The 26,078-nt window shown below is 46.3% G+C and carries 22 protein-coding genes; 15 read left to right on the forward strand and 7 right to left on the reverse strand.

Annotation, left to right across the window (positions count from 1 at the left end; genetic code table 11):
* The 9 genes from OC443_RS03880 to OC443_RS03920 all read left to right on the forward strand — a co-directional run bounded on the left by OC443_RS03880 (position 1) and on the right by OC443_RS03920 (position 8,641).
* Positions 1–651, forward strand: a complete 651-nt coding sequence (locus OC443_RS03880; RefSeq protein WP_073580220.1) for a 3-keto-L-gulonate-6-phosphate decarboxylase UlaD — start codon at positions 1–3, stop codon at positions 649–651.
* A 3-nt stretch (positions 652–654) separates the two neighbouring features.
* Positions 655–1,419, forward strand: a complete 765-nt coding sequence (locus OC443_RS03885; protein ID WP_073580219.1) for an IclR family transcriptional regulator — start codon at positions 655–657, stop codon at positions 1,417–1,419.
* Positions 1,420–1,483: 64 nt separating this feature from the next.
* Complete coding sequence (locus OC443_RS03890; RefSeq protein WP_073580218.1) at positions 1,484–2,368, forward strand: L-ribulose-5-phosphate 3-epimerase; 885 nt, start codon at positions 1,484–1,486, stop codon at positions 2,366–2,368.
* Between the two features lie 315 nt (positions 2,369–2,683).
* Entirely contained in the window at positions 2,684–4,222 is a 1,539-nt protein-coding gene (locus OC443_RS03895; protein ID WP_073580217.1) for a sugar ABC transporter ATP-binding protein, read from the forward strand.
* Entirely contained in the window at positions 4,209–5,246 is a 1,038-nt protein-coding gene (locus OC443_RS03900) for an ABC transporter permease (protein WP_073580216.1), read from the forward strand. Before OC443_RS03895 ends, OC443_RS03900 begins: the two co-directional genes overlap by 14 nt.
* Positions 5,243–6,358, forward strand: a complete 1,116-nt coding sequence (locus tag OC443_RS03905) for a substrate-binding domain-containing protein (protein WP_200796891.1) — start codon at positions 5,243–5,245, stop codon at positions 6,356–6,358. The genes OC443_RS03900 and OC443_RS03905 overlap by 4 nt, the downstream gene beginning before the upstream one ends.
* 13 nt (positions 6,359–6,371) lie before the next feature.
* Positions 6,372–7,256, forward strand: coding sequence for an SMP-30/gluconolactonase/LRE family protein (locus tag OC443_RS03910; RefSeq protein WP_073580214.1), 885 nt, complete (start codon positions 6,372–6,374; stop codon positions 7,254–7,256).
* A gap of 9 nt (positions 7,257–7,265) precedes the next feature.
* Positions 7,266–7,751: a YhcH/YjgK/YiaL family protein gene (locus OC443_RS03915; protein ID WP_073580213.1), complete on the forward strand. Its 486-nt coding sequence runs from the start codon at positions 7,266–7,268 to the stop codon at positions 7,749–7,751.
* 137 nt (positions 7,752–7,888) lie between these two features.
* On the forward strand, positions 7,889–8,641 hold the full coding sequence (locus tag OC443_RS03920) for an IclR family transcriptional regulator (protein ID WP_073580212.1): 753 nt from the start codon (positions 7,889–7,891) through the stop codon (positions 8,639–8,641).
* A 64-nt stretch (positions 8,642–8,705) separates the two neighbouring features.
* Here OC443_RS03920 and panC read toward each other — a convergent pair whose 3' ends face one another.
* From panC to sfsA, 7 genes are all read right to left on the reverse strand, one after another.
* Positions 8,706–9,593 carry a pantoate--beta-alanine ligase gene (gene panC, locus OC443_RS03925; RefSeq protein ID WP_073580211.1) on the reverse strand — a complete coding sequence of 296 codons (888 nt, stop codon included), beginning with the start codon at positions 9,591–9,593 and terminating at the stop codon, positions 8,706–8,708.
* Between the two features lie 11 nt (positions 9,594–9,604).
* Complete coding sequence (gene panB / locus OC443_RS03930) at positions 9,605–10,399, reverse strand: 3-methyl-2-oxobutanoate hydroxymethyltransferase (RefSeq protein ID WP_073580210.1); 795 nt, start codon at positions 10,397–10,399, stop codon at positions 9,605–9,607.
* A 9-nt stretch (positions 10,400–10,408) separates the two neighbouring features.
* Positions 10,409–10,906 carry a 2-amino-4-hydroxy-6-hydroxymethyldihydropteridine diphosphokinase gene (gene folK, locus OC443_RS03935; RefSeq protein ID WP_073580209.1) on the reverse strand — a complete coding sequence of 166 codons (498 nt, stop codon included), beginning with the start codon at positions 10,904–10,906 and terminating at the stop codon, positions 10,409–10,411.
* A complete protein-coding gene (pcnB, locus tag OC443_RS03940; RefSeq protein WP_073580339.1) occupies positions 10,903–12,279 on the reverse strand; it encodes a polynucleotide adenylyltransferase PcnB in 1,377 nt (458 codons plus the stop codon). The genes folK and pcnB overlap by 4 nt, the downstream gene beginning before the upstream one ends.
* A gap of 110 nt (positions 12,280–12,389) precedes the next feature.
* On the reverse strand, positions 12,390–13,262 hold the full coding sequence (gene gluQRS / locus OC443_RS03945; RefSeq protein ID WP_073580337.1) for a tRNA glutamyl-Q(34) synthetase GluQRS: 873 nt from the start codon (positions 13,260–13,262) through the stop codon (positions 12,390–12,392).
* Positions 13,263–13,358: 96 nt separating this feature from the next.
* A complete protein-coding gene (gene dksA, locus OC443_RS03950; protein ID WP_073580208.1) occupies positions 13,359–13,805 on the reverse strand; it encodes an RNA polymerase-binding protein DksA in 447 nt (148 codons plus the stop codon).
* 142 nt (positions 13,806–13,947) lie between these two features.
* Positions 13,948–14,676, reverse strand: a complete 729-nt coding sequence (gene sfsA, locus OC443_RS03955; protein ID WP_073580335.1) for a DNA/RNA nuclease SfsA — start codon at positions 14,674–14,676, stop codon at positions 13,948–13,950.
* A gap of 56 nt (positions 14,677–14,732) precedes the next feature.
* Between sfsA and hrpB the strand changes: the two genes are divergently transcribed.
* The 6 genes from hrpB (at position 14,733) to glnK (ending at position 26,073) form a co-directional block, all read left to right on the forward strand.
* Positions 14,733–17,231 (forward strand): ATP-dependent helicase HrpB, encoded by a 2,499-nt coding sequence (gene hrpB, locus OC443_RS03960; protein WP_073580207.1) that lies wholly within the window; start codon positions 14,733–14,735, stop codon positions 17,229–17,231.
* On the forward strand, positions 17,228–19,576 hold the full coding sequence (mrcB, locus tag OC443_RS03965; protein WP_073580206.1) for a penicillin-binding protein 1B: 2,349 nt from the start codon (positions 17,228–17,230) through the stop codon (positions 19,574–19,576). Before hrpB ends, mrcB begins: the two co-directional genes overlap by 4 nt.
* Before the next feature lie 38 nt (positions 19,577–19,614).
* Complete coding sequence (locus OC443_RS03970) at positions 19,615–21,894, forward strand: patatin-like phospholipase family protein (protein ID WP_073580205.1); 2,280 nt, start codon at positions 19,615–19,617, stop codon at positions 21,892–21,894.
* 260 nt (positions 21,895–22,154) lie between these two features.
* Positions 22,155–24,752, forward strand: coding sequence for a bifunctional aconitate hydratase 2/2-methylisocitrate dehydratase (gene acnB, locus OC443_RS03975; protein ID WP_073580204.1), 2,598 nt, complete (start codon positions 22,155–22,157; stop codon positions 24,750–24,752).
* A gap of 249 nt (positions 24,753–25,001) precedes the next feature.
* Positions 25,002–25,379: a YacL family protein gene (locus OC443_RS03980; protein ID WP_073580203.1), complete on the forward strand. Its 378-nt coding sequence runs from the start codon at positions 25,002–25,004 to the stop codon at positions 25,377–25,379.
* A 355-nt stretch (positions 25,380–25,734) separates the two neighbouring features.
* On the forward strand, positions 25,735–26,073 hold the full coding sequence (glnK, locus tag OC443_RS03985) for a P-II family nitrogen regulator (RefSeq protein WP_073580202.1): 339 nt from the start codon (positions 25,735–25,737) through the stop codon (positions 26,071–26,073).
* Positions 26,074–26,078 lie beyond the last annotated feature (5 nt).

Genomic DNA, 26,078 nt, shown 5'->3' on the forward strand with positions numbered 1-26,078 from the left:
ATGAAAAAGCCTTTATTACAAGTGGCACTTGATTCAGCCGATATGGCGACGGCTCTGCAGCACGCCAGCTGCATTGCTGAGCATGTTGATGTCATCGAAGCAGGGACTGTACTTGCCTTTGCTCAGGGAATGGAAGCGGTCCGGGAACTGCGAAAACGATATCCGGCGCACCGTCTGGTCTGTGATATGAAGTTGCTGGATGCGGGAGAAATGCTGGCAACAGGTGCTATGTCAGCCGGGGCGGACTGGATTACGGTAGGTGCAGCTGCGCATATAGAAACGGTATCCGCTGCGCATCAGGTGGCCACTCAAATGGGAGGCGAAGTGCAGATTGAGTTGTTCGGACACTGGACCTTAGCTGATGCAAAGTTGTGGAAGGAGCATGGTATCAGTCAGGTGATTTATCATCGTTCCAGAGATGCTAAGGCCGCCGGTGTCTGTTGGGGGCAAGCTGATCTGACACGAATGAAGGATTTGTCGGATTTGGGACTGAGCGTGTCTGTGACCGGTGGCATTGTTCCGGAAGATATTCATTTATTCAGGGAAATTGATGTTCAGGCTTTCATTGCTGGCCGGGCATTGACCGGCAGCAATGGTGTGCAGATAGCTGAGTCATTCCATCAGGAAATTAACCGCTACTGGCAGGGGTAAATCATGAGTGAACAGGTGAAGTCACTGGTCAAGTCCATGATGGTTCTGGAGTATCTGAGTCATCATCCGGATGGTGCCGCATTACATGAAGTTACCCGGCAGACCGGGATTAATAAAACCTCGGTTTACCGGATGTTGACCACATTCGAAGCGCTCGGATATGTGACACAGCAGGCATCGACCAAGAATTACCGGCTGACCCTGAAATTGCTGCACATCGGGCATTCTGCTCTGAGCTCCGATGTTCTGACAACCATCCGGCCAGAGCTGAACGCCTTGATGACGGCGCTGGATGAAACGGTCAATCTGATTTCCCGCGAAGGAGACAAAATTGTCTTCCGGGATAAACTTGAACCCAGATACGCTTCTTTCCGGACCCGGACCTTTGTCGGTATTTATGCGGAGATGTACTGCACCGCTGCCGGGAAAGTCTTTCTGGCCTTTTCTACCAGTGAAGATCAGGAAAATTACTGGCAGCGGAATACCCGCCTGTTCCAAAAGCTGACTGACAACACCATCACTGAAAAAAGTCATTTTTTTGAAGAGTTGAAGATGATTCGCGCTCAGGGTTATGCCGTTGATAACGAAGAAAATGAAGCCGGAATATCCTGCACGGCAGTGCCGGTTTTTGATAATTCAGGGACACCCGCTTATGCGGTGAGTGTTTCAACACTGACACCGCGGTTAAGAAATATGGGGCCTGAAAATCTGGCCGGTATGATTCAGAAAGCGACATCCGCAATTGAGCAGGAGTTGTTTAAGAAATAGCGGGTCAACAGACTCTGCTCAATGTTTGATTCACAAGGTAGCCATAACAGAAAGGATCACCACCATGTATCACGATCAAAGAACAGCCAGACTGGGGCTTTATGAAAAAGCGATGCCAGCCGCTCTGAGCTGGGAAGAGAAATTAACTTACGCCAAATCCCTCGGGTTTGATTTTGTCGAAATATCCGTTGACGAAACAGCAGAGCGGCGTGCCCGGCTGGACTGGAATAAAGAAGAAGTCCGGGCCTTACGTCAGCTCTGTTTTGAGCATGAAATGCCACTGCAAAGTCTGTGTTTGAGCGCGCACCGGAAATTTCCGTTTGGATCAGATGATCCGGCCATCCGGGAAGAAGCATATCAGATCATGAAAAAAGCCATTGCACTGGCTTATCAGCTGGGGGTCAGAACCATTCAGCTGGCCGGATATGATGTTTACTACGAACCGCAATCCGGGGAAACGCATCAGCGGTTTATTGAAGGGATGCAGTGGGCTGCCCGTCAGGCAGAACGCGCCGGTGTCATGCTGGCCGTTGAAATTATGGATACGCCTTATCTGAATTCTCTGACCAAATTTGAAGTACTGAAACGTGAGGTCTCGTCGCCATTTTTTATGGCTTATCCGGATGTGGGGAATATCAGTGGCTGGAATCATGATGTCAGTACGGAGATTCAGCTCGCTCAGGATCATATTGTGCAGATTCACCTGAAAGATACATTGAAGGTGAAAGATGATTTTCCGGGGCAATTCCGTGATTTGCTGATCGGGGCAGGGGAAGTCGATTTTCCATCCGTGTTTTCGACACTGGAGAAAATCAATTACAGCGCGCCGATGGTGATTGAAATGTGGGCACAGGATGAGCACTGGTATCAGAACATTGCAACGGCGAAGCAACGCCTGGCTGAGATGGCCCGTCAGGCAGGTTTTGAGCGTTTCCCGCAGTCCGGCTAACAGCCATTGATCTTCGGTTGTTCAATGACGTTTTCCTGTCTGAGTTGTTCCTCCCTCAGGATGCTGTGGCTATCAGGAATCCCCCTATTTTGCAGCATCCTTTTTTTCTCCGGTGTTTGACTGACCGATATAAAGAATCCATGTGATCTGACTCACTCAAACACCAAAAATTATCCATCTTATTATCAAATAAAGATCTTGCTCACTTTTTAGCCTTCCTTCTGTTTATATCATTATTTGGAATTAAATAATTAAATATTCCATATTATGGTATTTGATTGCGAAGAGAAAATATCTGAGTCTATGTGAGGGATTATGGAATTGATTCATTATTCACAGGAGAGTCTGTTATCCATTGAGCAACTGAGTAAATCTTTTTTTAATTTTGTTGCTCTGGATTCGGTATCTTTTCATGTCCACAAAGGGCGGTGTGTTGCCTTACTGGGTGAGAATGGGGCCGGTAAATCGACCCTGATAAAAACGCTGGCCGGTATTCATAAGAAAACATCCGGCAGGATTATTTTCAAAGGTCAGGAGATCGAAGATGCCGCTCATCTGGTTTCTGCAGACAAAACGCCGATTGCTTTCATCCATCAGGATTTAGGATTAATTGAGTGGATGACCGTTGCCGAGAATATCGGCCTGACACTGGGCTTTCCCAAAAAGTGGGGACTGATTGACTGGAAAGCGGCTGAGAAAAAAGCAGACGAAGTGCTTGCCATGGTCGGGCTTGATGTCAAAGCCAATGACCGGATTTTTAATTTAAGTGCGGCTGAAAAGTCCTTGCTGGCGATTGCCAGAGCCTTGGTTGCAGATGCAGAAGTTCTGGTGCTGGATGAGCCAACTGCTTCACTGGTGGCTGACGATGTGGGCCGGATGTTTGAAGTGCTGGAGCGGTTAAAAGCTCAGGGCGTCGGGATGATTTATGTTTCTCACCGCCTTGATGAGATCCATGAAATTTGTGATGACGTGGTTGTCTTAAGAGATGGTTGCCTGGTGGGTGCCGGTGAAGTCGCTGATTACTCAATCGATGACTTGGTGACGCTGATTGTTGGTTCAGAACAGAGTATGAACTACCGGACACCGCTACAGCCGGAAAATGAAAATATTCTGACTGTGAATGATTTGCAGATTGGCGATCTGGATCCATTTCAGATGACGTTGCGGCAGGGGGAGCTGGTGGCTTTAGCCGGGTTGCGTAATGCCGGACAGGAAGCGATTGGCCAGGCTTTGTTCGGATGTCTGAATATCAAGTCTGGTTCCGTCTGTGTTCAGGGGCGGCCGGCTGATATCCGTTCTCCGGAGAAAAGTATCCAAAGCGGCTTTGCCATGGTGGCGGCTGATCGGGTGAAAGCCAGTATTTGCGGGCCGATGTCTGCACTGGAAAATTTCAACCTCAATCCAACCAATCAGGGGAAAAATAACCTGTCTTACCTTTCCCGTCAGGAAGAATTTGAAACTGTCCTGACGGCGATGAAGCAATACGATGTCCGGCCGTTAGATCCTGAAATTCCGATTAGCTCAATGAGTGGCGGGAATCAACAGAAAGTGATTCTGGCCCGCTGGTTCCATCTCAATAAACCGGTGGTGATTCTGGATAACCCGACCGCAGGGGTTGATATCGGTGCAAGGGCTGAAATTTACAAAATTATGCAGGGCTACATTCGTCAGGGGCTGTCAATTATCGTGATTTCCAGTGACTTCGAAGAAGTCGTCAATATTGCGAATCGTGCGCTGGTATTTAACCGGGGCAGTGTGGTGAAAGAATTAACCGAAGAAGAGGTGACTGTGGCGAATTTACTCAAATATGCGTCCGGTTCAAAGGCAGGAGAGGCAGAATATGGCGACATCTAATATCAAATCAACAGCGTTAGAAACGGAGATCACCATGTCTCTGGGCATGGGAAACCTGCTGACTCAGGTGACAATGCGGTATGGGTTACTGCTCCTGACCATATTTTTAGTCATTCTGTTCAGCCTGACAACCGATACGTTTTTCTCAATGCTGACATTGCAGGCGATTTTAAGTGAAAAGAGTGTGGTGGCAATTTTGGCACTGGCCGCGATGGTGACCATGATTACCGGAAAAATGAACCTGAATGTCGGTTTTGGCGTGACCTTCTGGCACGTATTTGTCATTACATTACAGCAGCGCTATGGGTTTTCATGGGAAGCGGCTGCTGTGATTGTCGTATTCTGCGGCTGTCTGTATGGCGCATTAAATGGCATGCTGGTTGCCCTGGCTGATATTGACTCTTTTGTGGCAACACTGGGCACCGGGACAGTGATCTATGCTGTCTCTCTCTGGCATACCGATGGCCATCAAATCGTGGGTGCGTTGCCGGAAAGCTTCTATCTGTTGAGTGGATTTGAAGTGGCGGGGATTCCTGTTGTGGTTTTTTACCTGATGGCGATTTCCGTACTGCTCTGGCTGGTCAGTGAATATACCGCACTGGGCCGAAAACTTTATGCGGTCGGTGCGAATCCAAATACTGCGGTATTAAACGGCATTAATACCAAAGCCTGTTATATCGGCTCTTATATTGTTTCAGATGGTCTGATTGCTTTTGCCAGTATTCTGCTGGCTTCCCACATCGGGATAGGTTCTTCGTCTGTGGGGCAGGACTATATGCTGCCCGCTTTAGTCGGGGCTTTTCTCGGATCAACCACGTTCAGGGCCGGCCGGGTGAATGTCTGGGGAACACTGATTGGTGTTTCACTGGTCAGTGTTGGTATTTCAGGTCTGCAGCAACTGGGAACGCCTTTCTTTGTCGAGCCGCTGTTCAACGGTGCGATTCTTTTAATTTCGATTACTTTGGCCGGTTTCAGCCAAAAACGTAAACAAACAGCAACCAAAAATAACGTGAAGGTGAAATGATGAATCATAAACTCAAAGCATTAACCGTACTGATTTGTGCCGGTTGTTTAACATCACCCGCCCTGGCTGATTCTGCATCCGACTATGTACAAATGGCAAAAGAGGTTGTCAGCAAGGCGTCATCAGACGCTTTAAGCCAGTTCACACTGCCGGAAGGACCAGCAGCAGCAAAAGATAAAACCGTTATTTTTGTTGCGTCTGACTTGAAAAACAGTGGTGTGCTTGGTGTGGTAAAAGGATATCAGGAAGCCGCCAAAGCCATTGGCTGGAAAGTCCGGGTACTGGATGGTGGCGGGAGTGTGCCGGCACAGTCATCCGCTTTAAAACAGGCACTGGCCCTGCAACCCAATGGTATTGTGGTGGGCGGATTTACTCCCAATACAATGATTCCGACGTTAAGAAAGGCCAAAAAATACGGGATCCACATCGTGAGCTGGCATGCGACGCCGGAACCGGGTCCGATTCCGAATCTCTATATTGAAGATAATATCACCAGCTCTGCCGATGATGTGGCGAAAGTCTCAGCTATGTATGCGATTGCCAAATCAAATGGTAAAGCACACGTGGTGATTTTAACTGATGGACTTTACAGCATTGCTGTCCGTAAAGCGGATGTCATGAAGTCTTATATTGAGAAGTGTGCCGGCTGTTCTGTCCTCTCTTATGCCGATACACCACTGGCAAATACTTCAGCCCGGATCCCGCAACTGACCTATTCCATGGTGCAAAAATATGGTGATAAATACAATTATACGCTGGCGATTAATGACCTGTATTTTGATTACATGGCACCGGCACTGAAATCTTTAGGCAGGAAAAAAGGTCAGGGACCATTCAATATTTCCGCGGGCGATGGCAGTGAATCTGCTTTTGAACGGATCAGAAATGGTGATTTTCAGGTGGCGACGGTGGCAGAACCGCTCAGCTTACATGGCTGGCAGATTATTGATGAGCTGAACCGGCTTTTCCACAATCAACCGATTAGTGGCTATGTCACACCAGCACACTTGGTGACTGCCGAAAATATTCATTCATCGGGTGGAGATCGCAATCTCTATGATCCGGACAACGGATACCGGGATTACTACAAAGCATCATGGAAAGTGAAATAACAGGTGGTCATTTATGTCTTTTAAACAGGCGATTATTTCTGAGTTAACCCGGGTCAGCGAAGGACATATCTGGTGTGAGGGTGCTGCATGGTTGCAGCACTCCCGGCAGCTGTTGTTCTCAGATGTGAAAAAGAATGCTATGTATACGTATGATCCTCAAACGCGGCAAACAGAGTTAGTCGTTGAACCTTCAAATTTTGCCAACGGGAATTACGTGTTATCGAACGGCAATGTGGTGACGTGTGAGCATGGCAGACGCTGTATTTCTTTAAGACACAGGGATAATTTGGCGTCTGCCCGGATTTTGGTGGAAAAATTTGATGGTAAACGATTGAATTCACCCAATGATGTGGTAGAACGTCAGTCAGATGGTACGATTTGGTTTACCGATCCGCCTTATGGCATTACCAGTGATGAAGAAGGCTACAAATCAGAGAGTCAGATCATCGGATGTTATGTGTATTGTTATGATCCGGCTGATGATTCATTAGTGATTGCAACGACTGATGTGCAACGGCCAAACGGGCTGGTCTTTTCTCCGGATGAAAAGACACTGTATGTTGCAGATATGTCGGTTGTTGATTTTCCTTCATGCGGGCTGAAGCATCTTAAAATGTTTGATGTGGAAGACAAGCGGCTGCTAAACGGGCGTTTAGTTTATCAGGTGGCGCAGGGAATACCTGACGGAATGACGGTGGATCGCTACGGCACACTTTACTGTAGTTCTGCTGAAGGTATTTTGGTTCTGGACCGGCACATGAATCTGATGGGTAAAATTCCTGTTCCGGAAACCGTCTCAAATTGTACATTTAATGATGATGAGACCGTACTTTATATCACGGCATCAACATCCGTTTATTGTATTGAGCTTGATTGCCAGACTTTGGCAAAAATTTAAGGACCCCTCATGTTTATTAGTGATTTTAATTCTTCTGACTATCAATCGTTACTTCCTGAGCCGTTTGTCACTGCGATTAATTATGTGAAAGCACAGGATTTAGTGAATATGGATTTGGGAAAATACACGATTCCGGGATTCGCAGAAGAAGATGCTTTTTTCGTGGTGATGGAATATGACACGAATGTTGAAAGCCCGGTCGGGCCTGAATTCCATAAAACATATTGTGATGTTCAGCTGATCGTGGAAGGTGAAGAACGCTTTGGCTGGGCGGAAGTCACGGATGAACAGTATGAGCAGTTAGCCAAAGAATTTTCCTATGACAGTGAAAAGGATATCTGTTTTACGCCGGTTAATGCTGTGGACATGAGTTATCAGAACATGAGATTTGATGAGTTTTATTTATTCTCTCCCAAAACGGTTCATATGCCGGGACTGGCGGTCTCTTCACCGGGCTTAGTGCGTAAAATCGTGATTAAAATTAAGCAACCTTAACCCTGTGAAACCAGCATTCTCAGTGGCAGGTGATTCTATATCGTCATATGATGAATACCTGTCCACTGAGCATTCAGCGGTCTCTCTTCTGACTGACAGGGGCAATGTAAGAAAAACGATGGTACTGTTGAGTAATTATGCAATCTGTAAATAAAACATTTGAAGTGCTGGAACAAATCGCCGGTGCTTCTGAAGGTATAAGTCTGGATAATTTATGTAAATTAATGAGTTATCCGAAAACGACGATTCACAGAATCTGTAAATGTCTCTGTCAGTGTGGCTACGTCAGGCAGTCGGATAGTGGTAAATATTTGCTGACGACCAAAATGGTGACGCTGGGATACTCTGTGATTAATAATGATGCGCTTGTTGGTGTCGCGACGCCTTTTATGGCGGATTTAGCAAATACAACCGGCTTTACTGTGAATTTGCAGCGGCGGGATTTTGATAAAGTATTGCTGCTGACAAAAGCAGAACCTAAAAATTCGGCATTTCATACCAATGCACATCCGGGGCTGGCTTCATCTTTGTTGCATTCTGCCTGTGGTAAAGTTGTTTTGTCCTATTTTTCTGCCGATGAACAGAGAAAGTACTGGCAAAGTCACAACCATAATCTGAACAATTTTAAACACTTTGGTGAGCATTCAATTCAGGATGAACAGGACTTTTTTAAAGAACTGGATCACATCAGAAGTCGTGGTTATGCGGTTGACGGAGAAGGCAATGAGTCCGGGATTACCTGTATTGCTGTACCGCTGGAAAAAGATTTGAAAGCTTCCTACGCTATCAGTGTTTCCGGCCTGACACCAGAAATTCATCGTTTTGGTCTGGAATCATTAATCGGAAATTTAAGGCGGGTTGCTGATATTTTGGCTGATAAGCTGCTTTGACAGAAGTGAATCATGAAAGCCGTCCTTTGATATTGAGTCAGGACGGCTTTCATTTTATGGCTGATTATTCTGATTCCGGAGTTTCGGTCTCTTTGGTTTCCAGACTGATATCCAGGACCTGATTGTCAATCAGGCGGACTTTGCCAAGAAATGCAGACATCAGAATGACCGCCTGCTTACTCTCTTCAGTAACCGGTAAAAGGGTGTGTGCGTCACGGATAAAAATTTCGTCCGGTTGTAAATCCGCGGCTCTGAGCTGATCACTGGCATCTTCGATGATTGAATCAAAGTCCTCTCTGCCGCCACGAATCGCACTGTTAATCCAGCGCATTGTCCTTGCCAGGACCGGAGCGCGCTGGCGTTCATCCAGTGTCAGCAGGTTGTTCCTTGAGCTCATAGCCAGCCCGTCAAGTTCTCTGACAGTTGGTACGCCGATGACTTCAATATTAAAAGATAAGTCACCGACCATTTGCCGGATCACAGCCAGTTGCTGATAATCTTTTTCTCCGAAGCAGGCGATATCCGGTTCAACCAGATGAAACAGTTTTGCCACAACAGTGGCGACGCCACGAAAATGTCCGGGACGGGAAGCACCTTCCAGAATATGTGAAATTCCCGGGACTTCGACATAGGTTTGTTGCTCGGTGCCCTGAGGATAAATGACATCCGCTGCCGGGGTGAAAACCAGATCAACGGCTTCACCTTCCAGTTTTGACAAATCATCGTCTAATGTCCGGGGATAACTGTTCAGATCATCAACACGATCAAATTGCATCGGATTAACAAAAATACTGACGATTACAACGTCAGCCAACTCTTTGGCTTTTCGAACCAGACTGAGGTGGCCTTCATGTAAATTCCCCATGGTTGGAACGAAACTTATTTTTCGTCCGTCAAGCTTGTACTGTTTAATCTGCTCTTTTAAAGCTGAAACTTCAGTAAAAGTTTGCATGAATCACTCCTTTAGGCGATGGTATGTGCTTCGTCAGGGAAAATACCACGTTCTACATCTTCCATGTACTTCGCAATGGCTTGGCGTAAATCGCCTGTCTCTGCTAAAAAGTTTTTTGAAAATTTGGGCATATAGTTTGCCGAGATACCGAACATATCGTGCATAACCAGAATCTGGCCATCGGTATCCGGACCGGCTCCAATACCAATTACCGGTACATCCAGTGATTGGGTGATTTTAGCCGCAAGGCTGGCAGGAACACATTCGAGAAGAATAATCTGGGCGCCGGCATTCTGGAGAACAATTGCATCCTGAAGCATTTGCTCTGCCTGTTTTTCCTGTCGTCCCTGAACTTTGTATCCACCAACAATATTAACAGACTGTGGGGTTAATCCTAAATGTGCACAGACAGGTACAGAGCGCTCTGTCAGCATTTTTACGGTGTCTGCTAACCAGCTGCCGCCCTCTATTTTTACCATATTTGCACCAGCCCGCATAATTTGAGCTGCATTTTTGCAAGCTTCTTCAGGTGTTGCATAAGTCATGAAGGGCATATCTGTCATGAGCATACAGTTCGGGCTGCCGGCCCGCACACATTTTGTATGATAAATCATATCGCTCAAAGTCACCGGAAGCGTGTCTGGCTGCCCCTGGAGCACCATTCCCAGTGAATCACCCACAAGTAACACCGGCATGTTCTGACTTTCAAAAACCCGGGCAAAACTGGCATCATAAGCAGTTGATGTTGCGAATTTTTTCCCGTCCTGTTTCCATTGCATCAGGTCATTGATTGTTATTTTTTTCATAAAACGTCCTTACAAGGCATGGTTTTTATCCCAGACACAGAGTCCGTTTCTGTCAATGGTTGACAAAAACCGGCTCAGTTGACTCCCATCAGGCAAAATTAAATCGGGAGCAATTTCTGCCAGCGGATAAAGGACAAACTCCCGCTCTTTCATTCCGTAATGGGGGATTGTCAGTCGTTCAGACTGAATTACTTCATCGCCAAAAAGAATGATATCCAGATCGAGTGTTCGCGGTCCCCATCGTTCTTCTTTACGCACTCTCCCCTGCTCAAGCTCAATTGCTTGTGTTTGATCGAGCAATTCAAGTGGTGTTAAGTTTGTTTTTATCGAAGCAACAGCATTTATGTAATCAGGCTGATCCTGCGGGCCCATTGGCGTGCTGCTGTAAAGTGCAGAAACGCTCAGAAGTTCAGAATCAGGAAGTTTTTCCAGGTTTTTAATCGCTTGTCTGACCTGCTCAACCGGATCTCCCTGATTACTGCCAATTGCAATATAAGCGGTGATCATGACGGTGGGTTGCCTTTTGGCTTTTTCTTCGGAACTGGCTTGCGACTCCGATAGAGCTTAGCGCTCCGGGTGCCTGAGCGTCCTAAGTTATTGATCATGCCCTGTTGCATTTTCCGTCCGGCAGACTGGAAAGTATTCCACCATTCTGCCAGTTTTTGAGTATCACCGCCCTCGATCTGGCCTCTCATCATCAGAAAGTCAAACCCGGCGCGGAATTTATTAATATCCAGCAGGCGGAACGCTCTTTTGCCATGACGGCGCAGGAAGCGAAGCTGCATCTGCCAGATTTCACGGATTGTGGTGGTATGACGTCTCGGAATAGCAATGGTTTTGACCATTTGATCGAGAACTCTGTTACCGGCTTCCATTACTGCATCGTGGTAACAGAGATCTTCCATTTCCATCAGTGAATCTGCAAGGTGATTGACCGGATACCAAAGTATTGCTGCATACATAAAGGCAGGATTAACGCGCTTACCGCTTTCCAGACGCATATCTGTGGCATCCAGTGCTAAGTCGAGCATACGCTCAGTCTGAGAGCTGTAATCTTCCGTAAAGTGGGCGGAAATGACCGGAAACATCTGTTGAAACAGATTGTATTCACGCATCTGGTGATACGTCTCCAGCCCGTAGCCACTTTGCAGCATTTTGAGTGATTCTTCATAGAGTCTGGCTGCTGGAATGCTTTGAAGCAGCGGTGCCAGTTGTTCTATCGGCGCTGCTGTCTCTTCTTCAATATCGAAATCCAGTTTCACAGCGAAACGAACCGCCCTGAGCATCCGGACCGGATCTTCCCGGTAGCGTTTTTCCGGATCTCCGATCAGACGGATAAGACGCTCGTCTAAATCTTCAATGCCGCCAGCGTAGTCATGAATACTGTAATCCGAAATATCGTAGTACATCGCATTGATAGTGAAGTCTCTTCTTTCAGCATCCTCATCTATCGAGCCATAAACATTATCTCTTAAGAGCATCCCGGCTTCAGATTTAACTGAAACAGGCGTATTTGAATCCTGATGATGACCTCTGAAAGTTGCAACTTCAATAATATCCCGGCCAAACATGACATGAGCCAGCCGGAACCGGCGACCGATCAGACGGCAGTTTCTGAAAAGCTGACGGATCTGTTCTGGTGTTGCATTGGTTGCAACATCAAAGTCTTTTGGTGTTTCGCCTAATAGAAGATCGCGGACACCGCCACCAACAAGGTAGGCTTTAAAACCAGCTCCCTGAAGCCGGTAAAGCACTTTGAGTGCATTCTCGCTAATCTGTTTGCGGGATATGCTGTGCTCTTTCCGCGTTAAAATATTTAACGTTAAATCAGGGTAAACGCGATGAGTTTCTAGTGTAGTTTCGTTTTTATTCATGAGCATCGGAACAAAAGCAGACATATGTCTGAGTTTGTTATCTGTTATTGACAGAACCAATTTGTGAGCCAATTTAATTTGCGGCTAATGATAACTCACAGTGTGTCATTTGAGAATCACAGGATTATTTCAAATTTATCGGGAAGTTGTTGAATATGCCAGTTTCGGCATCCCCAGTCTATAATTTCCGCTAAATTCGCCGCTTCTATTCCCTGTGGTAACTGAAATCCCAGAAATACCATAGCCCGGACTAATGTGGGGACTGGATTCTGAATATCAATCGCTTGTGCGTGATTTTGTTTTGATAGTTTATGTCCCGGGCTGTCTACAGCCAGTGGCAAATGCAGATAGCTGACCGGCGTATGGCCTGATATCTGGTACAGACTGATTTGTCTGCCTGTGGGTTCGATTAAATCTGCCCCGCGAACGACCTGAGTCACATTTTGCTCAATATCATCAATGACGACCGCTAAATTATACGCGAACAGTCCGTCTCTGCGTTGAATAATAAAATCCTCACGCGCTAAAGGTTCGGGAACATCGATGAGACCATGCTTCTCATCATGAAACGAGTAAACCGGACGCGTCATACAAAGCCGGACTGCATGTCCCTGACCCGGTGGTAGCTTTTTCTCTCTGCATGTGCCGGTGTAATATCCGCCGGATGCTTTGACCTGTTTACGCGTACACTGGCAATAGTAAGCCTGACCTGATGAAAGCCACTCGTCTATCTGAGCCTGGTAGATGTCGTGTCTCTGGCTTTGATAGTAAATGTCACGATCCCAGTGTAACCCATAACTTTCCAGCGCTTTCAAAATCAAAGATGTTGCCCCGGGCATCTCCCGTGGTGGATCAAGGTCTTCAATTCTGACCAGCCATTCTCCCTGCATTGCTTTGGCCTGAAAATAACTTCCCAGTGCTGCGATCAGAGAGCCAAAGTGGAGTGGTCCGGATGGTGATGGGGCAAAACGGCCGGTATATGCCTTCATATCTGAGTCCATTGAATCACATTGACGAGTCAATCTGAAAGAATAAAAGGGAGCCAATGGCTCCCTTTCTCAGGGGTGAGACAAGTTTCAAATGCATTAACCCTGCATTTGTTTTTCTTTGATCTCAGCAAGCGTTTTGCAGTCAATACATAAGTCTGCTGTGGGCCGGGCTTCAAGGCGGCGAACACCTATCTCAACACCACATGATTCACAAAAACCAAAGTCATCATCTTCGATTTTTTTCAGAGTTTTTTCAATTTTCTTAATTAAACGGCGTTCTCTGTCTCTGTTACGCAGTTCCAGGCTGAATTCCTCTTCTTGAGAGGCGCGATCAACAGGATCAGGAAAGTTGGCTGCTTCGTCTTGCATATGGTTCACAGTACGTTCAACTTCTTCTCTCAGTTGGTTGCGCCACGCTTGTAAGATTTTTGTAAAATGAGCAATCTGGTCTGGTGACATATACTCTTCACCAGGTTTCTCCTGATATGGCTCAAGTCCTGCAATGGCTAGGATGCCTAGCGATTTCTTTTTGGATTCTGTCATACAGCATCTCCCTACGAACACCTAGTCAACTGCGAGTGCAGTTCATGTTAAGGCGGCTATCTATAGCAAAAAGAATTTGGTGTGGCAAACACTCTGGTACAAACTTGTTTATATTGTGCAGACAGTATCAATTTTTTACCAATTACCAACTGAACTGAACTGCGGAAACGAGTCTTATCTCATGTTTGGAAAGTATAGCCTTATAGCATATGACTTCCACGCCTTCTTCTTGTGCCTCTTGAAGTAAATCTGAATATTTTGCATCTATATGGTGTGCCGGAGAGACTTTTTCAATCCCTGAATGTAAAACAGCAAACAGAAGTACGGCCCGGTGTCCATTTCGAGCAACATCGATCAGTTCTCTGAGGTGCTTCTGCCCCCGGACCGTTTTGGCATCCGGAAAATATCCCTGTCCGGGACCGCTATTTTCCCGGACGTGATTATCAAGCAGAGTCACGCTTTTTACTTCGACATAACAATCGGGTTGTGATGGCGAAGACAAGAAGATATCAATCCGGCTGTTCTCTTGTCCATATTTAACTTCGGTTTTTAGTTGTTCATACCCCTGAAGTTCATCGATAACCCCGGAAAGGATCGCTTCTTTTGCTACGGTATTCGCGCGTTGAGTATTCACACAGATGAAATGACCATCAGGTGTTTGTGTTAATTCCCAGCTGCAGGGGTATTTTCTTTTCGGATTGTCCGATGTGGAATACCAGACTGTATTGCCGGGTTCAGCACAGCCAGTCATTGCGCCGGTATTGGCACAATGGATGGTTGTGGTATTGCCATCCGGTAGCCGGACATCAGCCAGAAAGCGTTTGTATCGTTTTAATAATAAGGCTGAATTTAAAGAAGGCTCATACTGCATTTGTTTACTGTTTTTATGTACAATCGTTTCCTTCATTTAATCATAAGGGATTTATTTTGTCACAGTTGCCGGTTGAAGCCGTGATAGATGAATTATTGTCTGCGATTCAGACATCTCCGCAAGTTGTGTTAAAAGCTGCAACTGGCGCGGGTAAATCCACTTTTTTCCCATTATTTCTGCTTAAATCGGGCGTCATCTCCGGAAAGATCGTATTGCTGGAGCCACGACGGCTAGCGGCCAAAAATATCGCGCAGTATATTGCTTCTCAGCTGGGAGAACCTGTCGGAAAAAGTGTGGGTTACCGGATTCGCGGCGAGTCAAAGGTCTCCTCTCAGACACAGCTGGAAATTGTAACTGAAGGCGTATTGACCCGGATGATTCAACGTGATCCCGAGCTATCCGGTGTTTCTTTAATCATCTTTGATGAATTTCATGAGAGAAACCTCCATGCCGATGTTGCACTGACTTTGTGTCTTGAAGTTCAGGATGCGCTCAGAGAAGACCTGACACTGGTGGTGATGTCAGCAACACTTGATTCTGAAGCCTTACAGCATGTGCTTCCTGAGGCCCTGTTTATTGAATCTGCCGGCAGAACGTTCCCGGTTGAATACCGGTATGACCCCCTCAGACAGAACGAATTGGTAACTTCCGCAGTGACCAGACAAATTCAAAGTGTGATCCAGCGCGAGCAGGGTTCTGTGCTCGTTTTTTTACCGGGAGTACGTATGATCACCCAGGTGATGCAGCAACTGGAGACTTTGCCTGATTCCGTTGAAGTTTGTCCGCTATATGGTCAGCTGGATTTTAAACAACAGCAAAAAGCAATTCAGCCAGCATCAGAGGGAAAACGTAAGGTGGTATTAGCTACTAATATTGCTGAAACCTCATTAACAATTGAAGGGATTCGTATTGTCATCGATACGGGACTGGAACGGATTGCCAGATTTGACCCTGTGATTGGGATTACCCGGCTGGAACAGACCCGGATCTCTCAGTCTTCTGCAGTACAGCGGGCTGGCCGGGCTGGCCGGTTATGTGAAGGTGTCTGTGTCCGTCTGTACAGCGAATCGCAGTTACAGCAGCAGCCTCAGCTGACAACGCCGGAGATCATGCGGACTGATTTATCTGCTCTGGCAATGGATATGGCTTTGTGGGGGGTAAAAGATACTCAGGTACTCCGATGGATGACACCACCGCCTCAGCCAATGCTGGCGCAGGGAAGAGCCTTATTACAACAACTTGGTGTGATGGATGAGGCTTTTACACTGACGAAGATGGGGCAGGAAGCCTGGCAGTTAGGGATTGATATCCGTCTTGCTGCTATGTTGCTGAAGGTTCAGCGGCTGAAAACAGAGTTGTTAAATGAGAAATATAAGTATGATGCATATGTAAATACGGCCATTGCCGGCGCGGTACTTGTAGAAGAATCTGCCTCCGGGCCAATCAGTCTGGAAGATTTGTTATATCAGTGGCAAACCGGAAAGCACCCGGCGAAAACCAGACTCAATCAGATGGCACAACGTTTGGGTTCAATTCTTGGTCATCCGTTCTCTCTGTCTGACATCACAGAGACTGTTTTGGGCGTGGTGCTGGGTTTAGCTTTCCCGGACAGAATTGCACAACAACGGCATGGTAATCAGGCTGGACATTTCTTACTGTCTAATGGTCACGGAGCTTTTCTGCCTGAAGCGGAGTCGCTCGCAGATGAAGCGTATCTCGTGCTGACAGATTTGATGAAATATGCGGCAGGCAGCAGTCAGGTAAGAAAGGCTGCCCGTTTTGACATGACGCTTTTTTCGACACTTTTCCCTGAAATGATCGGGCAGGAAGACTACGTTGACTGGGATGACAGTAAAGGGAAACTGATTGCTCAGTCCCGCTGGTCTGTCGGTAAGTTGATTATCAGAACGGAAGCGCTTCCTGAGCCTGATGCAAGAGAAATGACACAAGCCTTACTCAATTATGTTCGCCGTAAAGGTTTACAGGTATTAGAGTGGAATAATGAGGCAATGGCCTGGTTGTCCAGAGCTCGTTGTGCGATTTCATGGTTGCCTGAAGAAGCATGGCCGGATATGAGTGATGAATGTTTGCTGAGTGAGATTCAGGACTGGTTACTGCCTTATCTGGGAGAGGTCAGCTCGGTGAAAGGATTAAAAAATGTCCCCGTGCTGGAGGCTTTGAAATCCCGGATTGGTTGGGAACTGGTACAGTCGCTTGATATGTGGTTGCCGGTGTATCACCCGTTGCCGACCGGGCAACGAAAGAAAATTCGTTATCAACCGGGGCAGGAGCCGGTACTTTCGGTGAGGATTCAGGAAGTCTATGGAGAGAAAGAGACACCTGTGATTGCGAAAGGCAAGAAACGACTGGTACTGGAGCTATTATCGCCGGCGCAGCGTCCGATTCAGATCACACAAGATTTAGCCGCATTCTGGAATGGATCCTATGCCGAAGTAAGAAAAGAAATGAAAGGGCGTTATCCTAAACATATCTGGCCTGAAGATCCTGCCAGTCATATCGCAACAACAAAGACTAAACGACAATTAAATCAATGACTAAGAAAAAAACGACTTCGACTGATAAAAAGAAATCAGCGGCCGGCAGGAAAACACCTGCATCGCGGAAGAAACAGCAGGTAACATCGCGTTCAGGCTGGATAAAGAAATTCTGGAAGTTCGGATGGAAGTTCGGCCTTACTGTCGCGACGGTTGTGGTTTTTTATGGTTTCTATCTCAATAGCGTCATTTCCAAGCGTTTTGAGAGTCAGCCTTATGATTTGCCGACAGTGGTTTATGCCCGGATTCTGAATTTGTCCCCAGGTGATCAAATCAGCATACAAGACGTCCGGCATGAGCTGGATGTGTTGAATTACCGGAAAGTGGCCCGTCCCCGCTTTGCCGGTGAATATTCTGCTTCATCGTCAAAAGTTGAAGTGATCCGCCGTCCGTTTGAGTTTGCTGACGGGGCTGAGCCGGAACGGCATGTCATGTTGTTTTTCAATGGTGATGCGCTGACACGGATTTATTCCATGGATATGAAAAAAGATCTGGGCTTTTTACGCATTGAACCCAAGATGCTGGGTATGCTCGAGAAAAATACACCGGAACAACGTCTGTTTTTACGCCGGGAAGAGTTTCCTGAAGTGATGGTTGACGCGCTGTTAGCGACAGAAGACCGGCATTTTTATCAACATGATGGGATAGCACCTTTTGCTATTTTGCGGGCACTGGTTGCCAATGTGAAAGCAGGAAGAACTGTACAGGGTGGTAGTACCTTAACCCAGCAACTGGTCAAAAATATTTTTCTGACGAATAAGCGGACCTTGTGGCGCAAGCTGCAGGAGGCTTATATGGCATTGATTATTGACTACCGTTTCAGTAAAGACCGGATACTGGAAGCTTATCTGAATGAGGTTTACCTGGGGCAAAACGGTGCGGAAGAGGTGCATGGATTCGGGCTGGCTTCCCGGTTGTATTTCGGGCAGCCGCTGCAGGAACTCAGAATTGATCAACTGGCATTGCTGGTTGGTATGGTGAAAGGTGCCTCTTATTACAATCCGATCCGTTTTCCCAAACGGGCGCGTACCCGCAGAGATTTGGTCCTGAGGCTGATGATGCAGCAGGATATCTTGACGGCTAAACAATATGCCCAGTCGGTTGTTCGTCCGTTGGATCTTCAGAAACATCCCCATATTGCAAGAAGACAACCGGCTTATTTTCAGCAGTTATCCATTGAGCTGAAACATAAAATCGGTGATTTGTATCAGGCAGATAAAGGGCTGAAAGTATTCACAACATTAGACCCTGTTTCTCAGCAGGAGCTGGAGTATGCAGTCCGGGAATCTCTTGCCCGTCTTGGTAACAAAAAGCTGGAATCAGCCGCGATTGCAGTCGATCGGCACAGTGGAGAAATTCGAGCCATGGTTGGTGGTAAACGGGCTGGATATGATGGGTTTAACCGGGTTCTCAATGCCAGCCGCCAGATTGGTTCACTGGTAAAACCCGCAGTCTATCTGACCGCTTTATCTGATCCTCAGGATTATAATCTGGTCACCTCGCTGAAAGATGAGCCGCTCTCACTCAGGTCGACGAAAGGGGATACCTGGACACCACAAAACTTTGACCGGAAATTCCGTGGCGAAGTACCGCTTTATCTGGCTTTAGCCAAATCAATTAACATTCCGACGGTTCGGCTGGGAATGAAGCTGGGTATTCAGTCGGTCAGCCGGACTTTGGTCCATCTGGGGGTTGATGAAAACGAGATTCGTCCTTTACCTTCCATGTTTCTGGGCGCTTTTTCCCTGACTCCGATTCAGGTTGCTCAAATGTACCAGACGCTGACCAATTCAGGCAAAAAATCCCCGTTATCCGCATTACGCTCAGTGATTGATCTGGATGGGAATGTATTGTATCAATCCATACCGAAGAGTAAGCAGGCCGTCAGCCAGCAAGCGGCCTGGCTGACAACTTATGCGATGAAGAAAGGCGTAATTGAAGGGACCGGGCGCTATCTTAACTCTCGTTTTTCATGGGCAGCTCTGGCGGGCAAAACCGGAACCAGTAACGATTTACGGGACAGTTGGTTTGTTGGTGTTGACGGACGGGAAGTGACGACTGTCTGGGTTGGACGTGATGATAATAAACCCACCGGCCTGACCGGCTCCCGCGGTGCTTTGAGGGTGTACGCTTCGTATCTGGCTAAGCGGGGGCCAGAGAAGTTAACCCTGCCCTGGCCGAAAGGAATCACTATGGTTGGTTTTGATAAACAAAAAAACGGGACTTTGGAACTGGCGTGCGAAAACCCGTTGAAATTTCCTGTATGGGATATAGGAAATCGTTTGAAAGAGCAGTGTAAACGAGATAAGCCTTTACATTGGCTTAAGAAAATTTTTGAATGGTAATTTCTTCTGTGCAGGTTGTGACGTGAATGAGAGGATGGATGAAGTATTTATTTGTATTAACAGTGTTGTTATCTGGTTGTATTCATCTGTCCTGGGCCGAGCAAAATCTTACATCATATCAACGCCCTGAAATTGCACTGGTACTTGCTGGTGGTGGCGCAAAAGGTGCTGCTCATGTCGGTGTGTTACAAGCGCTTGAAGAACTGCGGGTGCCGGTGGATTTGATCACAGGTACCAGCATGGGGGCTTATGTCGGGGGACTTTATGCGACGGGAATGTCCGCCCGTGAAGTCAAGGATATGGTGAATAGCATCAACTGGACGGATGGTTATAAAGACAGAGTTGACCGCAGTTATCGCCGGGTTCGTGACAAAGAGTTTGAAGACCGGTATCAAATTAATACAGATTTGGGGATTCGCTGGATTGAAGTCCGGGTTCCAAAAGGGGTGGTTCAGGGACAAAATATGTTACGTATTCTCCGGCATTCTGTTGGTGGTATTCCTGAATTATCGTCTTTTAATCAGCTTGCGATTCCATACCGATCTGTAGCAACCAATATTGTGACACTCAAACCGGCTGTTATTGATCACGGATATCTGGTGGATGCCATGATGGCCAGTATGTCAGTGCCCGGTGTGCTGCCACCTTATAAAATCGGAGAGCAATTACTTGTTGATGGCGGGATAACGGATAATTTACCCGTGGATGTGGCGCGTCAAATGGGCGCAGATACCGTTATTGCGATTGATATCAGTACGGATTATAAAAAGGAAAAAGATTTTACCGATTTTCTGACCGTTGCTGATCAGTTATCAAATTATCTGGTACGCCAGAGTACGCAAAGACAAGCGAATCTGCTATCTGACAAGGATATCTATCTTCGTCCTGAAGTCGGGGATATGGAAACCGCTGAATTTGACCGGATGGATGAAGCTTACCAGAAAGGGTATGACGCCGTGATGTCTCACCGGACAGAGTTTGAGTCTTTAGCTTTATCTGAAACCGGTTACCAACACTATCTGGGACAGAAAATGCAGCGGACCAAAGCCATGAAGCAGGCAAGGTTATGGGTATTTGATCAAATTCGCTTAGATAACCAGACGCATTACAGTGATGAAACCCTGAAAGCGTTATTAAAAATAGCGCCGGGTCAGGGGATGACGCAGGAGTCGATTGAGGACAGAATCAAGAACCTGTATGCCTTCGACCGGTTTGAGCTGATTCACTATCAGGTTGAGAAAAAAGAGGGAAAAACAGCGCTGGTTGTTTCTATCCGTGAAAAATCATGGGGACCGAACTATGTTCATTTTCATTTTGCGCTGGAAGATGATTTTAATACCAGAAGTCAGTACTCGGCTGGTATTTCAAGCAACTTTACTGCTTTAGATTCAAGAGGAAGTGAGCTTCGTCTTGATTTGGAGATGGGAACGGATCGAAAACTTCAGGCGGAATATTATTTGCCGGTGACACAAACTCAGAATATTTTTTCGACAGTGACGGCGGATTATGCCAAAGAGGTCAGGGCCGTGCCTTACTTCGGGTTCAGGCATATCGATCTGACAGCGACGAAAAATTATCTTCCGGTGACTTATCTGACTGTTGGGCTGGAAACTGCAATTGGTTACCGCTACCGGCCGTGGGATGAATTTAAACTGGGTGTCCGTTATAAATATGGCAAAGCCCGGATGACAACTTTGTCTTTTGTCGGTGCAGTCGATTTGAAACGTGTTGGCTTGTTTGGCCGTTACCGGCTCGATACACTGGATGATTTTGCGCTGCCCAGCCATGGGTTATTTATTAATTTTGATTATTTTCTGAGTAATGATGAGATGGATAATCATAGCGGACAACTGGCTACGAGCTACAAAGATGTTGTCTATGAATACTCATTGCGGGTGTTGGGGGCGACAACTTCGGGACGGCATACTTTAGTTGGTAATTTTGAGTACGGAGAAGTTGAAAGTCAGAAGTCTATTGTCCCGATTGATCCTAAAACAATCGGCGGCTTACTCCATTTATCCGGTATTCCCAAGGATAGTTTAATCGGACAGAATAAAGCATTTGCCAGTCTCGTATACAGATACCGGTGGTTTGATAATAATTTTGGATTATTTACAGCTCCCGTGTATCTCGGTGCATCTTTTGAGTATGGCGGGGTCTGGTCTGATACTTCCCTGGATTATCATAATGCGCCCTTGTATGCGGCCGGTTCTGTGTTTGCGGGAATTGACTCCCCTATTGGGCCAGTCATGCTTGGTTATGGCAGGACTGAGCACAATTATGATTCAGTTTATTTTTCGGTTGGACATACGTTTTAATTGTAGATAAATACTGTTAAATGGAAAAATATTGTTTCAAATGGGAATGTATATTAACAAAACTTTAGTTGTAAGTTGCAGGTTAGTTCAAATGGTGTACATTCCCATTTATGTGTAAGTTTGCTATGCTTCTTCAATAGTTTGGCCTCCCCGGCTAAGATATTAAGAGTCTGTCTCAGTAGTGGAGTGCCAGGTTTCCAAGGATGTTCACCCATATTTTTATAATAACGTGAGTGGACCGCAATGAGAGGAAAAAAGTCGTGCTTGAAGCCTATCGAAAACACGTCGCAGAGCGTGCTGCTGAAGGAGTAGTTGCAAAACCACTGAATGCAGAACAAGTTTCCGGTCTGATTGAATTGTTGAAAACACCGCCACAAGGTGAAGAATCTTTCATTCTGGATCTTCTTGAGAATCGTATCCCGCCAGGTGTAGATGAAGCCGCTTATGTCAAAGCTGGTTTTCTGGCTGCTGTTGCTAAGGGTGAAGTGAATTCCCCCTTAATTGATCGGGTAAAAGCAGCTGAGCTGCTTGGTACCATGCAGGGCGGATACAATATTGAGCCATTAGTTTCTTTTTTGGATGATGAAGTACTTGCATCAACTGCGGTGACCGCGTTATCTCACACTCTGCTGATGTTTGATGCTTTTTATGATGTTGAAGAAAAAGCTAAAAATGGTAATGAGCATGCCCGCAAAGTTTTACAGTCCTGGGCTGATGCTGAATGGTTTTTATCAAAACCAGAGCTTGCTGAAAAAATCACACTGACGGTCTTCAAGGTTGTTGGTGAAACAAATACTGATGACCTGTCTCCGGCTCCGGATGCATGGTCCCGTCCTGATATCCCGGTGCACGCACTTGCGATGCTGAAAAACCAGCGGGAAGGTATTGTTCCTGATGAACCCGGTCAGGTTGGTCCGATAAAACAAATTGAAGCGTTGCAGGAAAAAGGGTTTCCACTGGCGTATGTTGGTGATGTTGTCGGTACGGGGTCTTCCCGTAAATCTGCAACAAACTCGGTATTGTGGTTTATGGGTGACGATATTCCTTATGTACCGAATAAGCGTGCCGGCGGCTATGTACTTGGCGGTAAAATAGCGCCAATATTTTTCAATACAATGGAAGACGCCGGTGCTTTACCTATCGAGGTGGATGTTTCAAAGCTGAATATGGGAGATGTTATCGATGTTTACCCATATGAAGGGAAAGTCTGTCGCCATGAGACGGGTGAAGTTTTGGCAGAATTCGGCCTGAAAACGGATGTCCTGATTGATGAAGTTCGGGCCGGAGGGAGAATTCCGCTGATCATCGGACGTGGTCTGACGGATAAAGCCCGTCAATCTCTTGATCTTGAGGCATCTGAAGTATTCCGTCGTCCTGTGCCTGTTGCAGACAGCAATAAAGGTTATTCACTGGCTCAGAAGATGGTTGGTAAGGCATGTGGTGTTGAAGGGATTCGTCCCGGCACTTATTGTGAGCCGAAGATGACAACGGTTGGTTCACAGGATACCACCGGACCAATGACCAGAGATGAACTAAAAGATTTGGCATGCTTAGGTTTTTCCGCTGACCTGGTGATGCAGTCCTTCTGTCATACATCTGCTTATCCAAAACCTGTTGATGTTCAAACGCATCATACGTTACCGGATTTCATTATGAATCGTGGTGGGGTGTCATTACGTCCGGGTGATGGTGTCATTCACTCATGGCTGAACCGAATGTTGCTGCCTGATACGGTTGGTACAGGCGGAGATTCTCATACCCGCTTCCCGCTTGGTGTATCATTTCCGGCTGGTTCTGGTTTGGTTGCTTTTGCTGCTGCAACCGGCGTGATGCCGCTTGATATGCCTGAGTCGGTTCTGGTGCGTTTCAAAGGAGAAATGCAGCCTGGAATTACGTTACGGGATCTTGTCCATGCCATTCCTTATTACGGGATTAAGCAGGGATTGCTCACGGTTGAAAAAGCCGGAAAGATTAATGAGTTCTCCGGTCGTATTCTGGAAATTGAGGGTGTGGAACACTTAACAGTGGAGCAAGCCTTTGAATTATCTGATGCTTCTGCCGAGCGAAGTGCCGCAGGTTGTACCGTGAAGTTGTCACAGTCATCGATTGAAGAGTATCTGAATTCAAATATAGTGATGCTGAAGTGGATGCTTTCTGAGGGGTATGGTGATCAACGGACCATTGAGCGCCGGATTAAAGCGATGCAAACATGGCTGGCCGATCCACAATTGATGGAAGCAGATAAAGACGCAGAATATGCACATGTGATTGAAATTGACCTGGCAGAGATTAAAGAGCCTATTTTATGTGCTCCTAATGATCCGGATGATGCCCGTTTACTTTCAGAAGTGCAGGGAACTGGTATTGATGAAGTTTTTATTGGTTCATGTATGACGAACATCGGTCATTTCCGTGCTGCGGGTAAGTTGCTGGATAAATTTAATGGTCAGTTAAATACAAGGCTGTGGATTGCTCCGCCAACGAAGATGGATAAAGATCAACTGACAGAAGAAGGTTACTACGGTATTTTCGGCCGTGCTGGTGTCAGAATTGAAACTCCGGGATGTTCTTTGTGTATGGGGAACCAGGCCCGTGTTGCAGATGAATCTACGGTCATGTCAACTTCGACCCGAAACTTCCCGAACCGTTTGGGAACCGGGGCAAATGTTTATCTGGCTTCTGCTGAGTTGTCTGCTGTTGGGGCAATTCTGGGACGAATTCCTACTCTGGATGAATATCTGGAATATGCGAAGCAGATTGATGCAACTGCTGCAGATACATACAGGTATTTGAATTTCCATCGAATGGAACAATATACTCAAAAAGCTGATTCTGTGATTTTTCAGGAACCCGCCTGATTCAGTATTGACCACGCCTCACTCGTGAATGAAACCGCCGTGATTTAACGGCGGTTTTTTTTCAGATATTCAAATATCCCGAAGGGCGAGATGGATTGGCTCCTGTCCTGCGTGACTGATTTTCAACGTAGAATGACTCTGTTTACAAATCAGTGCCTTGGTCAGAAACCAATCCATTCTCGCTGAACATGCATCTTGAGGTCACTTGGATATAATAGGCTGGTTAATGTGAGATTTCGGTATGTAACGATGGATTATGAGTTTAAGAAGAATTCACTGGATGGAGTGTATTACTGTCAGTGTTCTATGGGGCATGAAATTGTCGGACGTTGGTTACAGGAAGAAATTGGTTCTGAAAAAGCGCAAATCACCCGGGTGCTTCAATTCATCAGGCATGCGAAGCAACATCATGCCCGGGAGCATTGTTTTACCGGCAGAGAAATCTCTGTCACGATCTGTGAAGATGAAGTCGTGATTCAGGAGAATACTTTACTCTGTGCAGATGATGATGCCACGCAGTATGAAGAAGAGCTTTCTTTTTATGAGAGTGAAAGCAGCGGATGTTGTGGTATCGAAGATTTCGAGCGGCTTATTCTGCAGTGGGCGGATTTCACCAGGGGCTGTTGACCTTTCGGGTACGAATTTTGTTCAATCTAAAAATATTTTAAGCAAGACATGGGGAAAGAAGCATAGTGATTCTATGTGAATGACGAATAACGCAGCACAGGATGTTTTTAGATGAATCCAAAGGGCAGCAAAAATGAACCCGAAAGGCCAACAGCCCCTAGTCACTGATTTGCACAAGGGTGGTGAGAACTGTTAAAAAGATGCATTGTTTTTGTGAAATTGGCGCACCTAAACGGTGCGCTTTATTTTTTGTAGTCTGTTTTTAATAATCTATATACAGATAAATCAATAAGTTAATAACTTGGCACGTACCTTGGATTTGTTAGCACAAGAGTACAGCTCTAGAGGGGATGCCATGAAACTTATTAACGCAATAATTAAACCTTTTAAACTGGATGATGTTCGTGAGGCATTATCTGATGTCGGTATTGAAGGGATGACCGTATCCGAAGTCAAAGGATTTGGTCGCCAGAAAGGTCACACAGAACTGTATCGCGGTGCAGAGTACCAGGTTGATTTTCTGCCTAAGGTAAAACTGGAAATTGCGACACAGAAAGAAAATGTTGACCGGGTTGTTGAAGCAATTATCAAGGCTGCACATACAGGGAAAATTGGTGACGGTAAAATATTTGTTTATGACCTGAACCATGCCGTACGTATCCGTACTGGTGAAGCTGATTCTGAAGCACTTTAAAAAGA

Origin of the sequence: Vibrio quintilis (assembly GCF_024529975.1) — a bacterium.
Taxonomy (GTDB): Bacteria; Pseudomonadota; Gammaproteobacteria; order Enterobacterales; family Vibrionaceae; genus Vibrio; species Vibrio quintilis.